Genomic DNA, 14,565 nt, shown 5'->3' with positions numbered 1-14,565 from the left:
GGGGAAGTGCCGCGCATGACTGGAAGACGGCCATGAACCAATTCGCTATCCTTTATGCAGATCGGTTCGTCCGACCTTCCGTGTAATTGTTCCACCCGCCTTGAACACGGAAATCCTGACACTCCCAAGTGTAGCTAGCGCCACTGTCGTGCAATTGAACGGCGAAGCCTAGCGACTGACCTATCATTGAATCGAAGAAGCAACTTCGAAGCGAGACAAAAACTGAAAAAGGCCTTGATGTTCAAGGCCTTTTCCTTTTCGGCAAACACCCAACGAGCTATGTCGGGATATGTGCCGAACGCTATGCAGAGTTTTATGTTTGCATAACCTCTTATCAACGAATTCGAGCCAGAGAAAGCAACTCTTTTAGAGTTACAAGGCGCGTCTGACAGCACTCGACCGGGCTCAATCAGCCTGGAGCCCAATTGCCACATCTCGGAAGCACGCTAGCGCGGCCTCCAAATGCTCAATAATTTCCTGTTGCAGCACATCCGGAGGCGGTAGGTCATCCAGGTTGTCCAGGCTGTTGTCCCTGAGCCAGAAGATGTCCAAGCTCGCCTTGTCCCGAGCGATCAACTCGTCATACTGGTAGAACTTGAAACGCTCTGTCTCTTTCCGCTCATGACGATTATCGGGGTGGTAGCAGGTAATGAAGTCCTGTAGATCATCCCGCTTGAGCGGCCTCGTCTTCAACGTGAAGTGCTTGTTGGTACGCATGTCGTAGAACCACACTCCCTTAGTATGGATACAACCATCCTGGGGTGCATTATCGAAGAACACCACGTTCGCCTTAACGCCCTGCGCATAGAAAATGCCAGTGGGTAGGCGCAGAATTGTGTGTACATCACAGGTCTCCAACAATTTTCGACGAATCTTTTCTCCGGTACCACCCTCGAATAGCACGTTGTCGGGTAGTACCACGGCGGCCTTGCCGTCCACCTTAAGCATACTCACAATGTGCTGCAGAAAGTTGAGTTGCTTGTTCGACGTGGTTTCCCAGAAGTCCGGGCGCTCATAGGTGAGCGCATCACGGTCTTCCTCTCCTTCCTCGTTCGTGATGGTCATACTGCTCTTCTTCCCGAAGGGCGGGTTGGCGAGCACATAGTCCACCTTCATCTCGGGCCCTGCAGTCAGGGCGTCTGAACGATCAATCGAGGGCTCCCCTTCCAATTCGCCGATGTCGTGTAGAAATAAGTTCATCAGACACAAGCGACGCGTGTTAGGCACGATCTCGTTGCCGTGGAAAGTCGCAACGCGCAGGAATTCCTTCTGCCGCTTGCTTAGCTTGGCACCAGGGCGGGTCAACCAATTGTAAGCCCCCAGGAAGAAGCCACCCGTGCCACAGGCCGGGTCGGCAATGGTCTTGCCGGGCACCGGGCGCATGCATTCCACCATCGCCTGGATGACGGGGCGCGGCGTGAAATATTGACCGGCACCACTCTTGGTGTCTTCTGCATTCTTCTGCAGCAACCCCTCATATAGATCACCCTTGGTGTCGGTGTCCATGCCCACCCAGCTTTGCTCATCGATCATCTGCACCAGGCGCGAAAGCTTCGCCGGATCATGGATCTTGTGCTGAGCCTTGAAGAAGATGGCGCCCAACATACCCGTGCCCTGTCCCAGCTTGTGCAGCGTAGCCAGGTAATGCGCTTCCAGAGACTCGCCGGCTTTTTTGCGCAGGCTGGCCCAGTCGTAGCCTTTCGGGATGTGCGTGTTGCGGTTGTAAGGCTCCTGCGCATACTCGTGCGCCATCTTCAGAAACAGCAGGTAGGTGAGCTGTTCCAGGTAATCGCCGTAGCCCACGCCATCATCACGCAGCGTGTGGCAAAAATTCCAGACTTTCTGGATGAGGCCACTTGTGTTCACTTCAGGCCTCTAAAAGTTCTTGTATCCATGGGTGTGCGTCACTGCGCTGCCCGCGCAGCAAAAAGTGCATGTCGCCGCTGTAGGGCGACTCGCGGTCGATCGCGCGGCGCAACCGAGCCGCCATAGCCTTGAAGTCCGCCGCTCGGGCAGCATCATGGGTAGCCAATTCAAACATACGTTTGCCCTCATCCACATCGGCCATCAACTGGACCGCAGCCGCGTGTCGGCGCTTGCAAGTGGGCTCGTAATGAAGGTGATAAATCTCGATGGACGCTTCAGCACGCCGCTTAGCAACGGCATCTGTGCCTGCTGCACATGGTTGACCGTTTTCTTGATGGCATCCCAGCAGACGCCAATCAGAAATTTCGCAAGGGTCTAGCAGCAGCGGTTGCTCCACAGCGACCGCACCGACGGCATAAACACGCTGGGCTTCGTCGACCAAGGGAAACCGGTCAGCCTTCCCACCAGCTGTTCCGTTTTCTAGATCCTTCCTCCGACTGTTGCAGTAGGTGCACGCGTAGCGAAAGTTGCTCTCATCAAAGGCCATCCATCGATAGCCCGCGTGCGGGTTGGCGGCATCGCTGACCTTGCCCTTTGGACGGAAATGATCAACGGCGTTGTCCGAACGGTCTACCGCTGTTTCGCAATACCAGCATTTGCCGTGCAGCAGATTAGCAAGCCCATCTTTGAGTTCGCGCCAAACAGCACTGTAATCGTTCGGATCTGCTCCATTCGCTACGGCTTGCGAAGCCGTTTGTGCACGCTCAAGCCATCCTGCCGGCTTCACCAGCTTTGTACGGTCCACATACCTCAAGACGCTGTCCCCCGCGAAGAGTTTGCTTCGTCAGCCAGTAATTCCGCAATTAGCTGTTTGGCCAAATCTTCTCGCTCAGTGCGAGACATTTGCACCACGTTCTTGGCTAGCTCCTTGGGTTGCTCCGTCTTGAACTGCTGCACAAGCAACTCATTGCGCAAACGCAGATATCGGGAATACTCATCGTCAGGATGGAAGAATCGAAAGCCAAGCCTGTCAAGCTGTGCGTTGAGAACGTCCAACTCCCGCTGCTCGTCTGATGTGAGCTCATCCTTTGCGGCGAACGCTCGCTGAGTCTCCAAAAGCTCCTGGGTCGGCTGGTCGAGTGAAGATGCGATACCAAACATGTCGCTCGTCACAATTGCTGCATAGCCCATACCACGTGGCGCCATTTCTGGATAGCACGCGACGATCTGACGGAGACCGTCCTGCTTGTGCATGCGCAGGATCTGCACCTGCTCGCGATCTAGCTCAGCAATGGCCAACGGATTGTGTGTGGTCAGCAGAATGTGGCTTGTTTCTTGCTGCTTTGTGCTGCTGGCAATGAACTTCTTCAGATAAGAGATGTAATCCACGCTCCAACGCGGATTCAAGTGCGTATCTGGTTCATCCAGTAAGAAAAGACTCTCCTCCTCTGCGGTAAAACGCAGTAGACCCAAAACCGTAAGCAGCTGTTGCTCCCCCTCGCTAAGTTCCCGGAAAGTCACGCTACCATCGTTCTTCTTCAGGCGCACCCTAATACGCACCTCTTCGATCAACTCAGAAACGTATGTGCTTTCAAGATCACGGAAAAAATGTGCTGGCAATTGCTCCCCGACTAATCGTCGGAGAGCATCAATGTCCTTAACGAAGAGATACTGAAACTCTGTTGTTTCCTTATTCCAGAGTGTGATTTGCTTGTCTCTCTTGATCCGAATAGGGGCCAAGGCAATACTCTGAAGTCGGTCCAAGAATATTTGAACAACGCCTTTAGCACCCCAAAATCTTTCGTCACCAGCGACATCAACATTCTTTCTCCCACGTCGCTTGCTCCAGCCAGGCTGTTTTAAAACAAATAGAACCGATTCAATGCCTTCATCCGGATCAATCCCCATATCGTTCTCGAGGAGATCGCGAACTTCCGTGGATTGTTTGATCATGAAGGCCAGCAACACAAACTGACTGTGTACCGGCAAGGCATAAAACAGTCGTTTCAAGCCCGGATCTTCTCCGTTCCGGAGCTTGCTGTCGTAGGTTTCCAGGTAGGGGCGGAATACCTCGTGCATACGCGGGCTTTCGCCCGAGTAGTAGCTGAACACATACCGCGGCAGATACTCGGCATCTGAATTCAAAAAGGCCGTGAGCTTGATCGGCTCACCCTGCGGTGCCTCGCCTGCCTCGTCTCCAAAATCCAATGAGTGGCGGACCGTATTATTCTGCTCGATCTGGCGTGCATTAGCGACGTGGATCAGAAAAGCATCTTTCTCACGATCCGGATCGGCATCAATATGGACACGGCGCAAGTTTTCACCCGCCCCCATGCGATAGGCCAGTCGAAAGGCAAAGTCAGGGGTGCGCTTCTTGGCGATCAGGTCGCGGAAGATAATCGCTAACGCCTCCAGCACATTCGACTTGCCGGTACCATTCCAACCAATCACTACTGTCACCCAGTGATCTTGATCGAAGTCGATAGTGACGTTCTTTAGGTTCTTGAACTGGTGCGTTGCACTGTCCTTGACACTGCCAATAGTGAGCTTGTCTAGACGCATGCTCAGTCCGCCAGCAGTTTCAGGTTGTCATAGAGCTTGCGACCTTGCGCGTCGACCACTGGCTCAATAGCCAAGCGACCAGCCTTGTCCAGCGCGCGTAGCTCGGCGAAAAGCACTTCGATCTGGTCAGTTAGCGCACCATCGGCTACACCACAGCGCCGAAATGCCTCTTGCGCAGGTAACCAGTCACCCGTTTTTGCGAGCACGTCGATCAGTCGGCTCATCACGGTGGCGATCTCCTTTTTCTGTTTGGTCTTTCGAGCCTTAGGTTGCTTGGCGCGCTCCGCCCTTTCTGCGAGAACGCGTTCCAGTAGCCCATCGACCGGCTCATCGTCTGGGTCTTGCTGCACTAGCTGACCGGTGAAGGCAGCGCGAAGGATGTTTTGGCGTTGGGCGCCCGATTGCTTCATGGCCAAGTCTGTCACCTGTTGCTGGCGGTCCAGGCTTTCCAATTGTGCCTGGATCTGGACAAGCGCCTCTTGCTGCTCCGTAGCTGGTGCAACCGGCACAGGGAACCTCCTGAGGTTGGTCATGTTGATCGACGCGAGGTTAGTGGTCTGCTTACCGGCGTTCTGGAACCACAACTTTCCGAACGTGTTTCCGTGATGCGATATCAACTCCGGCAGTAAGTCAGGCAAGTAGGGCCTCATTCGGAAAACGTGATTCTGGTGAATGCACTGTACAAGCTCGTCACGCCACACCCAGCCTCGCCCCAACTTATCTCTGTCACCACCTTCATTGAACAGGACGTCTCCGCTCTTCAAAGTTAGCTCTTCGATATCGCGCTCAGTCGCAAATATGGTTTTGACTTCGGATAGATCGAGGTAACCACGCTGCACATTCGCAACCCGCAAGTACGGTACCTCGCGAACAAGCACACTGCCACCGCGCTTAGTGCCTTTAGCAACGCCAGACACAATCTCACCTAACATGTCCAAGCTCGCCCATACCCAACCCTCAGGAAGTACCGGCAAGTTGGTGGTATCCGGCTGCACTGGCTCGGGATACTTCATTCGCCAGTCTTTGGGTGGGACTTTACCTTGCTCCTCGAACTTAGCAAGTTGTGTAGCTTCCCATCGGGCCCGACGCTCTGCTAGGACACGTTGCAGCAGTTGGAGACCGGTCTCGGTGAGGGTGCCGAGCTTGCGCTTCGCTTGACGCCAGGGAGCAGTGAGCTCACCTTCAACGGCAGCCTTGAGCAGGGACTGTCGATATTGCTGCAGTTTCTTTTGCGCAGCCTTCAGTTCTTCCACACCGGCATCGAGGTCAGATAGCAGTTCTTCGAGTTTGGCGACGATGCGGGTTTGTTCGGCGCGAGGCGCAACGGGTATAACGAATGCTTTGATGTCTCCGAGGTAGATATTTTTTTGGGTGATGCCAGTACCCAAAAGGCTGAGCTCGTAGCGCTTCGATCGCAGGTAATGAAAAAGATAAAGTGGGTCAAACGCTTGTTCGTCAGGCAACGCACATGCAATGGCCTGATTAGTTGTTGACGGTCGCTTTGTAATACCTAGCTTGCCAATGGAACCGTAAAGAGCAACGAGAACAGTACCTTCTGGCACGAGCTTGGCCGCACTGTTCAGAATACCCGCTTTAGTCAAGCTCTCTGCAGTGCGAAAGACTACACCATCATTCAAGTCGGAGATCGTTATCCACGGAAATTCACCGCCGAAATAGGACGGTTCAGAACGTCGCGGAGTCCCACCACTAATCCATTCACAAAGCTCATCAAGGCGCGCAAGCTTCCAGGCCTTCGGTAGTTCACTCACGCCGTCAACTCCTCATTCATATCATTCATCATCGTGTTCAGCTCTTTGCCGAACAAACCCATCCTTCTGCACGCCCCTTAGTCGGCGAGTTCGACACAATCAAGTCCTGGCGCAGGCACAAGCATGAACTCCCTATGCAGCCCTTCTCAAATCACCACCATTCTGTCCGCTCGTGTCCCAAGGGATACCGCACCACTCTCGGCCTAGCGTGGAGTCCGGATCTCCGTCACAGCGAAACATTCCCCCGCGTCATCCTTTTCCGCTTCGATCGCACTACCGGATGTGCGATTGATGAACAGCACGTAGTCTTGTCTGGCTAGTATCGATGGAGCATTCGCGCGTGGCTTCACCCCGCCGGCCCGTCGAACCACACCATGTTTTGAATGATAGGGCCGACTTGTTCGCGCCCTTAGTCAATCCGTGACATGCTTCTGTTGCCGGTGGAACTATGCCCCTTTGGTCTATCTGCTCAGGTTGGCCAGTGTTTCGCCAAATCAAATGAAAGCTGTTGGTAATGATGGATCGATAGCAGATATACCGTGCCCTTAATTCGTCCATACAGCAACATGTAGCTCGCCATCATGTATTCGCGCAGTTCGCTACCATCCGCAACACCGTTCAATTGTTCGGTCAGGCGAGCGACTCCGTTACTCGTCTCGACGGAGCGGACAGAGTGTTTGAGAAAGGGCCAACCCATACTTGAAAAGCGCTCCAGATTGGGGATGATTGTATTCGTCAACTCACCCACCAGCACCTCAAAGGCCTGCGGAACACCGGCTTCTCGCAGAAACACTTCGACTTCCTCAAGATTGCGCTCGAAGTTAGCAGTAAATTTGACTGTATGACGGGCTGTCACGGCTCGAATCAGATCGCTAGTCGGCTGCTCTAGTGGTGCGGCGCAGTCTGACGGAGGAGAGGACTCTGCGAGCCTCTTTGACATGACCTGCGGCCACGTCCGCTACCCCATTGCTGGCACCTGCAATCAACAGTAAGTGAATGCGTTCCCGCTCTAGCTGGTGGTAGTAATCCAGCCGCTGCGCATCGATGATGGCGACGTAGCTTTCGCCGTTCTTTGTAACGATCTTCTCTGCGCCGGCCTTTACCTGGTCTGCCAGTTCAGACAGATTCGCCCTCGCGTGAGACAGCGGGATCACATCACAAGCGGAGATGGACATGGCTTACTCCCTAGGCTGCTAACATGTACAGAATAGTGTACATGATACCGCAATTCGCCTGGTGCCGAGAAGATGGTGGCGATTGGGGACTTGGAGTGACCTCCCCGCGGAGCAGCTGTTCGAGCCTGCCGCGATTCCATATGCAACCACGATTTCGATATTTTTTTGTACGCAAGGAGTCATGACACCAGGTATCTCGGTGCAACGCAGGTTGCCGTAGATACGCATTAAGCTGAGCCATAAATCTCCCGCGTGCCTTCCACATATTCAGTCGGTGACGAATGAGATTCGTCTCACATTTTTATGTATCCCGCAGCGCAATTCAGGCAATCTGTCGATACAATCAATTAACTCTTAACATACGGAAAACTACGGGGCGATTTATGAGCAGGTACTGCGGGGACGACGATCCCAAATCCATCCTAGAAGCGGCCATCCACTGGCGCGACGCAGCGCTCCTAGGCAGCCGCTCCGTTCTGACAAATCAACTGCTTTGGACATCACCTGCTCTCGACTTGCTCGATGAACACTTCGTACGCAACCCGGATCTCGGAGACGGAAGATTTCTTGAGAAGTTGGAGCATCAGCTCGCTCCAACCGCGAACTCCACGAAGCAATTGGTCGCGGAAATGATGTGGCTTTTGTACCTCTGTCCAAGCAGCCTAACAGCCGGTCGCAAACGCAAGACTATCCAGACTATTTGGTCGTGGTCCGGCGAACCGCTACCTACGGACTCGCGCTGGCTAGATGACGACGTGCTCGCGGGCGTCGGTAGCGCCGGCCCCGGCTTCAATCAAAATCAATGGCGCGAGCTGGTCTTCCTAATCAACTTCCTCCGTCGCTTCAGTGAACTAAACAACATTCAACAGCTCGACCTGATCGCGGACGGTTGGGTCTTTGATGAATGGCTTCGCCAGGTCCCCGATTGGGAAGCAAGACAGTTTCGCCACATGCTTCTCTTCTTGCTGTTCCCCGATGACTTCGAGCGCATCTTCGGTCAGAATGATCGGAAGACTATCGTTCGACATTATTCGCAACGTGAGCGCCGCGTCGTCAATCGCATGGATCCAATTCAACTGGATCGAGAACTGCAAGCGATTCGGAAGCGCCTTGAAACAGAGCGCGGTACGACCCAGCTCGACTATTACGTCCCCCCATTGAAAGGAGAGTGGCGCAGCGAAACATTCGCCGCAGCGACGGAGACCGTAACGCCAGAGCACATCCGATTAGCTTTGCAGGAAATCGATCGGGACGGCGTGCCGAAGGACGCTGAATCTACGGGTTACGATTTGCTCTACGACGGCAAGCGCTATCCGCCGAAGTTGGTTCTATCGCTGGCTGTTAAATACGCAACTGGGGAACCACTGGATCGAGCGACCTTTTCTGGTGGCGAAGACTCGTCCGCGTTTCGTTTTCTACGACGTCTTGATTTTGAAGTTGAGTCGAAAGAAGAGTCCTCAGACGGCATTGAGGGACTTCTCGATCGCTTTCTCGAACAGGCACGCGAAGCAAAAGATCTCGCCACAAAAGGCTACCTCAGCGAATATCGCGATCTCAAGGTACGAGTGAGCTTCGGCAAAGGCAACTTTGCCAAAATCCCTTGGGTCGCGTTTCTTGGTGATGGGCAATCAGTCAACAGGGGCATCTATCCTGTCTTACTTCTGTACTCGGAACAGCGGCAACTGTTGCTCTGTTACGGGGTTAGCGAGGAGGAAACCTCCCAGTTAGGCTGGGGTGAGCTGGCTGGTGCACAAACGGTTAAGGAGTGGTTCAAAGGACGGTACGGTCGGATGCCAGATCGCTACGGTACGTCCATTGTTCGTGCGGCGTATGACCTCACGCAACCTCTGCCAATGGCCGAGCTACAACAAGATTTGGACGATGTTATCGACATCTATAGCCAAGTGCTGGCCATCAACGACGGAGAAGAGCTTCCGGAAGTAGTCGAACCAGAGCAATCGGACGAGCCACTTCCGGTTAGAGCAGACCTTCGTGAGGCCATCGATACATTCAGCACCGCGTTACGCGCGAGTGGCGTGAAGTTTGGTGACCATCATGACGGGCTCGTCACATCCTTCATTTCAAGTCTGGTCACCAAGCCGTTGGTCATTCTGACCGGGCTCTCGGGCTCAGGTAAAACGCAAATCGCAATTCGTTTCGGCGAGTGGCTCGGCAAAGATCGGCTTCACGTCGCCGCAGTCCGACCCGATTGGACGGGCGCTGAAGCGTTGTTCGGGTACGAAGACGCGCTTAAGCGCGAACTCGATGGACGCCGTGCCTGGACGGTGCCAGCCCCGTTGGAGTTCATCCTGAAAGCGGCAGCTGACCCACTGCATCCGTACCTACTGCTTCTGGATGAAATGAACCTTGCACACGTCGAACGCTACTTCGCCGACGTGCTATCGGGGATGGAGTCCGGTCAACCTTGCATTCCGAACCTCCACAAAGGAACGGACGACTGCTGGCGACTGAGAGCTGGCGCGGATAAGCAAATCCCTCTTCCGGGAAATCTGTGGATTGTCGGTACCGTCAACATCGACGAGACGACCTACATGTTTTCACCAAAGGTACTTGATCGCGCCAACACCTTCGAGTTTCGCGTGCACTCAAGCGATCTTTCGACTCAAGCCATCAAGCCGCAGCCGTGCGTAGCCGGTGATCAGGAACTAGTGAGAGGGTTGCTGAGCATTGCGCAGGACGACAGCTGGCATCGGGAGCGCTCCGGTGACTCGATCATCGAGCTAACTCAGCGCTTGCGGCAACTGCACGAATTGTTAAGCCGTTACAACCTCGAGTTCGGTCATCGCGTCTTCTATGAGGCGATACGATTCGCAACGTTGGTGCAAGAAGCTGGGATCAACAGCGTTGCAGCAATTGCAGACCGCATCGTCATGCAGAAGGTACTTCCCAGACTTCACGGATCACGTAGGCGGCTCGAACTACCGTTGCTGGCGCTCGCGCATTTCTGTCGCGACCTGCCGGATTCCGTAGCAGCCGATGACAAGCTACCGACATTAGAGGTCGAAGCGCTGCCCGAGCAAGGCGCAGCTCTTCCGATTGCCTATGCCAAAGCTATCCGCATGCTCCGCAGCCTGCGTGCCAATCAATTCGCAAGCTTTACGGAATAAGCCGTGCAAGCTGTTTCAGAAGCTATCGCTCTCCTTCGCGATTCGACGGGAAACGTCGCTGCAAAGTTACACGTTGCGGTGTTGCCCCGTCGCTCTGCCACTCCTCGCGCAACGCTTTGGAGCTTAGACGGCACCGGCGCAGAAAACGGCTGCTCGGGTACGGTCGAGCTCTTGGAGGGTATGGAATATCGGTACACCTGGGAGATCACCGGCCTGGGCGACAGTCCGTTGATCGCAGACCCCGAAGAAGTGTTTCAACCCGATACCTTAGACGGTATGTCTGGTCGCCTACGGCCTGGACTTGCCACTGGCACCGTACGTGTTGTCCTACGCACCAACATCAGCACACTCGGGCAGCTGGAACTCGAAATTCGATCCCGCAAACTCTCATACCTCTCAGAGTATCGCTGGATGCTGCGCGATATCGCTGAGCGAATGACCGAGCTTGTGATGGATCGCTTCGCGGTGAGCAATGCAAGCTTCGAACTCGACGACACCCGTGATGCCGTCACGCTCTATCAACGCTTCACCTTTCTGCGCGCCTTGTTCGAAAGCGAAAACTTCCAAGGAGCGCTTCACGAAATCACTCGTCGTCCGCACACCGCGTGGGAAACGACAAACGAGATGGTGCGTGCTGGCGCTGGCATTCGAGCGGACTCACATGTCCTTCGGCAATTCGCCAAAGGGGGATCTCGGTCAGCCTGGCCCGACGGATCGCTCAAGTCTGTCCCGTCCTACTTTGAGCTTGCGCAGACCGAAGCAACGCACGATACAGCCCCCAACCGTTTCGTCAAGTTCGCCCTGGAGCATTGGCTTCGGATACTCGGCGACATCGATCGAGGTCTTTCCAAGAACCAAGCGACACCAGCGACAATGCGCGGACGACGGGAAATTTCGGTTGTAATGTCTCAGTTAGAAGAAGTGCTACATCACGACGTGTTCAACGACGTTGGACGACTCACGAGATTTCCTGCAGACGATCAGGTGCTTCAGAAGCGCGAAGGCTATCGGGATATCTTCAAGGCCTACGTGGAAACGGAGTTTGCCGCACGCCTCTCTTGGCAGTCGTCGCCCGACGTCTACGGTGCCGGTCAGCGCGACGTCGCGACGCTTTACGAGTACTGGGCGTTCATTCAGCTATCACAGGTGGTAGCCGATCTTGTTGGCCACTCATTTGACTTGAGTCCGTTGGTACAGACTCGGTCGGACGGACTGACTGTCGGCATCCATACCGGTGTAGAAACTGTTCTCGCCGGAGAGATCAACCGCCTTGATCGACGCATGCGAGTGGAGCTCTGCTTCAATCGGACCTATCGGCAAGGCTCGGCAGGTATCGCATCCTGGACGAGACCCATGCGACCGGACTACTCGTTGTTGATCAGCCCGACCGACGACGAACCATCACATTTTGAACCAATTGCGCTCCACTTCGACGCTAAGTATCGGGTTGATTTCGTTCGAGAAATTTTCGGCGCCGACAATGAAGAGGAAAGCACCGTCGGTTTCGAATCGCCGACGCGTCTGGAGCGCGGGGGCCCTCTTCGTGATGACCTACTGAAGATGCATGCATACCGCGACGCTATTCATCGGACCGCCGGCGCGTATGTTTTGTATCCGGGTGGCGACGATGAAGGGGACGGTCTCAGATATCCGGAATATCACGAGCTTCTGCCAGGACTGGGGGCATTCGTGTTGCGGCCGACAGATACTGGCATTGCGAGCGGCACATCCGCACTACAACGCTTTATAAGTGACGTACTCGATCACGTTGCAACGCGTTTAACCAGACACGAGCGCAGCCGGTACTGGCTCAGCGAAACCTATGACACGTCACTTCGTGGGCGATCGATCCAATCACTCACTTCACCGTCGCCAGAGGCAAGCGTCCTTCTGGGTTTTGTGAAGAGCCACGAACACTGGGATTGGATTCGAGAACGGAGGTCATATAACGTCCGAGCTGGAGGCCGTCGCGGTGGTGTTCGCGCCGGCGCAGCCTTACTAAGTAGCCAGCTTCTACTTCTTTACTGTCCGTCGACACAGGAAGTTGCGTTGACTCGCATCGTTTCCGGTGCAGAAGAGGTCTCAGAAACTGGGATGAGCGAATCTGGTTATCCAGCACCTCGCGGAAACTACTGGTGTGTGCAGATCCAGTGGCTCGCTCATGATCAGTGGCTTCAAGGTCTTTCGCCACACTCGATCGATACCTATGTCAGGAATCTAGGGCTAGAGTATGGAGAACCCATCAGCGTTCGGTGGGGGGAGATTCTGTCGCTCGCTGACGGTACTTAGTCGTTCACGTCAAGATCGATTCCTAACGTGACCGAGTTCACGGCAGCCTCCATGGGTGGTAGCGCCACTACGATAGAAGAAGCGGGTGAACCATACCATTAGTGGCTGACGCGCTGGTGCATGTCGCCCCCTTCCGCATAACTCTTGATACGGGCAAGCACTAGCAGCCAGCCTCGCCACCGGCCTTCAGCTACTCATCCCTCAACCGCTCCCGATAACGAGCGTCCCTAGTTCGAATCGCATCGATCCATTCCGCCCACTCTTCCTTGCCCAGATAGGCGTGGGCTGACGATCGCCGTCCATCGATAAAAGCATCCTGGTCAGCCAGACTCAGACTTTCCCAATACCGATCCCACACATTCTCATACCAATACTGCGCATCGCCCTGCAGGTTGTATATCAACGACCCGAGTTCATACCACGCAAGCCACGGCGGTGGCGGATTGAATCCGGTTGCCGAAACTGAGCGGACAAGCTCGACATCGTTCGTCAGCAAACTGACCTGCTTCCCGGAGTAGCGATCTACACAGGAAAAGAATGCATGAATCGACCCGTCTCGGGCGAACTGGCGTGGCCCCACTCGCACCCTGCCAGCGGCCACAAGTTTGACGTAGACCGGGAACTGCTCGACTTCAACATCCTGCGTCAGGCAGAACGCTTTGACGCCAAGGCCGCCCATCCATACTGCCCCGGGATAGTCCGGAAATGACTCCGATTGAAGTGTCTCCGGCGTTCCTACAAACGTCTCGCGCAAGTACGTCAGATCCGCCTCGAAAAGCTCCTCAATTGCCACCCGCTGCCGCTCGAACAGCTCTCGCGACGCACGCCGGCTCTGGTGCCCATCCATGAAGTCGCCAAACATTCTCTTCAAGTTCGACACATCAACTCCCGCCATTTGTCGACGATCTCGTATCTACCGATCGGCTAGTTCGAAGCCGTGCTGATTTATGAGATGCAATACGAACTAAACTTTCTATTGCGCCAGCGATAGGGAAGATCATTTCGCTCTGGAGCGCAAATACAGAAGGTAAACCGAAGAGAGCAAAGCAGTAAAAGCGCGGGCCGCATGGGCTGCCACCCATACGACCCGCTGACCACAACCAACTCATCACAGGAGTCGGAAGATGGCTAACGCCTATAGTAAGTCACGTCCCAAGAAGCTCAAACAGTATCCCGAGGTTGAGCTGACCCTCGGCAACAAGCCGGACCTTCCCCAGGATGGCCAACCGTACATGCCATGGATGCGCGCCATCGACGCGCATTTCGAGATGTTCGGATTCAAGCCGGGTGATCGCGTCTATCTTCGGTTCAGCTTTGCTTCCCGAAGGGTCATCATCACGCCCGACTACAGCGCGCTGAACTGGCGAGAGCAGCCCTATGGTGCAGCTGCCCAGGAAGAGGATAAGGACGAGGAAGACGCAGCGCTGGCCGCCTTGCGCGGCTCTACTGCCTGGTGATGGCTCGGCGTGAAGCACTTCGGCTCACGCGTTGACGCAAATGGTCTGCGGTGAGGCTGCAGGCAACTTCAACAATCGTCACAACAGACGAGAAGTTGCGTTCCGTCTTCTCCGCATCCTGCGGCATCGCGAGCATCAGTGCGTGCAGCACGACATGCAGCCATGCCGAATGCTCCGTGCGCATTTCCACCACGCCAATGCAAAAACCCCCGCCTTTCGGGCGGGGGTTTCTGGCTTAGGGAGCCTGACGATTACCTACTTTCACACGGGAATCCGCACTATCATCGGCGTAGAGTCGTTTCACGGTCCTGTTCGGGAT

At 54.9% G+C, this 14,565-nt stretch carries 11 protein-coding genes; 4 read left to right on the top strand and 7 right to left on the bottom strand.

From position 1 onward, the window contains the following. Positions 1-405 precede the first annotated feature (405 nt). From LGN17_RS36195 to LGN17_RS36170, 6 genes are all read right to left on the bottom strand, one after another. On the bottom strand, positions 406-1,866 hold the full coding sequence (locus LGN17_RS36195; RefSeq protein WP_226201527.1) for an N-6 DNA methylase: 1,461 nt from the start codon (positions 1,864-1,866) through the stop codon (positions 406-408). Position 1,867: 1 nt separating this feature from the next. Continuing rightward, positions 1,868-2,671 (bottom strand): hypothetical protein, encoded by an 804-nt coding sequence (locus LGN17_RS36190; protein ID WP_226201526.1) that lies wholly within the window; start codon positions 2,669-2,671, stop codon positions 1,868-1,870. A gap of 5 nt (positions 2,672-2,676) precedes the next feature. Further along, complete coding sequence (locus LGN17_RS36185; RefSeq protein WP_226201525.1) at positions 2,677-4,428, bottom strand: AAA family ATPase; 1,752 nt, start codon at positions 4,426-4,428, stop codon at positions 2,677-2,679. Positions 4,429-4,430: 2 nt separating this feature from the next. Next, positions 4,431-6,197 (bottom strand): restriction endonuclease subunit S, encoded by a 1,767-nt coding sequence (locus tag LGN17_RS36180; RefSeq protein ID WP_226201524.1) that lies wholly within the window; start codon positions 6,195-6,197, stop codon positions 4,431-4,433. A gap of 469 nt (positions 6,198-6,666) precedes the next feature. Next, positions 6,667-7,053: a type II toxin-antitoxin system RelE/ParE family toxin gene (locus LGN17_RS36175; RefSeq protein ID WP_226201523.1), complete on the bottom strand. Its 387-nt coding sequence runs from the start codon at positions 7,051-7,053 to the stop codon at positions 6,667-6,669. 16 nt (positions 7,054-7,069) lie between these two features. Continuing rightward, positions 7,070-7,372: a type II toxin-antitoxin system Phd/YefM family antitoxin gene (locus LGN17_RS36170; protein WP_226201522.1), complete on the bottom strand. Its 303-nt coding sequence runs from the start codon at positions 7,370-7,372 to the stop codon at positions 7,070-7,072. Between the two features lie 383 nt (positions 7,373-7,755). Between LGN17_RS36170 and LGN17_RS36165 the strand changes: the two genes are divergently transcribed. Together LGN17_RS36165 and LGN17_RS36160 are read left to right on the top strand one after the other, a co-directional pair. Continuing rightward, the gene (locus LGN17_RS36165) at positions 7,756-10,500 is read left to right on the top strand and encodes an MrcB family domain-containing protein (protein WP_226201521.1); all 2,745 of its coding nucleotides are present in this window, start codon (positions 7,756-7,758) and stop codon (positions 10,498-10,500) included. 3 nt (positions 10,501-10,503) lie between these two features. Beyond that, positions 10,504-12,789 carry a DUF2357 domain-containing protein gene (locus LGN17_RS36160; protein WP_226201520.1) on the top strand — a complete coding sequence of 762 codons (2,286 nt, stop codon included), beginning with the start codon at positions 10,504-10,506 and terminating at the stop codon, positions 12,787-12,789. 190 nt (positions 12,790-12,979) lie between these two features. Here the strand turns inward: LGN17_RS36160 and LGN17_RS36155 are convergent, their stop codons facing one another. Beyond that, entirely contained in the window at positions 12,980-13,684 is a 705-nt protein-coding gene (locus LGN17_RS36155) for a hypothetical protein (RefSeq protein WP_226201519.1), read from the bottom strand. A gap of 229 nt (positions 13,685-13,913) precedes the next feature. Here LGN17_RS36155 and LGN17_RS36150 point away from each other — a divergent pair, with 229 nt between their 5' ends. Both LGN17_RS36150 and LGN17_RS36145 read left to right on the top strand, forming a co-directional pair. After that, positions 13,914-14,246 carry a hypothetical protein gene (locus LGN17_RS36150; RefSeq protein WP_226201518.1) on the top strand — a complete coding sequence of 111 codons (333 nt, stop codon included), beginning with the start codon at positions 13,914-13,916 and terminating at the stop codon, positions 14,244-14,246. Positions 14,247-14,277: 31 nt separating this feature from the next. Beyond that, on the top strand, positions 14,278-14,565 hold a 288-nt coding region (locus LGN17_RS36145; protein ID WP_226201517.1), incomplete at its 3' end, for a hypothetical protein.

It is taken from the genome of Burkholderia sp. AU30280, assembly GCF_020420125.1.
In the GTDB taxonomy this organism is placed as follows: Bacteria; Pseudomonadota; Gammaproteobacteria; order Burkholderiales; family Burkholderiaceae; genus Burkholderia.
Note: the sequence above shows the minus strand (reverse complement) of the source record. Positions and strands in the feature narration are given on the sequence as shown.

Coding starts and splice junctions, on each gene's coding strand:
- LGN17_RS36155 (WP_226201519.1), bottom strand. CDS start 13,684: ATGGCGGGAGTTGATGTGTCGAACTTGAAGAGAATGTTTGGCGACTTC.
- LGN17_RS36150 (WP_226201518.1), top strand. CDS start 13,914: ATGGCTAACGCCTATAGTAAGTCACGTCCCAAGAAGCTCAAACAGTAT.
- LGN17_RS36185 (WP_226201525.1), bottom strand. CDS start 4,428: ATGCGTCTAGACAAGCTCACTATTGGCAGTGTCAAGGACAGTGCAACG.
- LGN17_RS36170 (WP_226201522.1), bottom strand. CDS start 7,372: ATGTCCATCTCCGCTTGTGATGTGATCCCGCTGTCTCACGCGAGGGCG.
- LGN17_RS36165 (WP_226201521.1), top strand. CDS start 7,756: ATGAGCAGGTACTGCGGGGACGACGATCCCAAATCCATCCTAGAAGCG.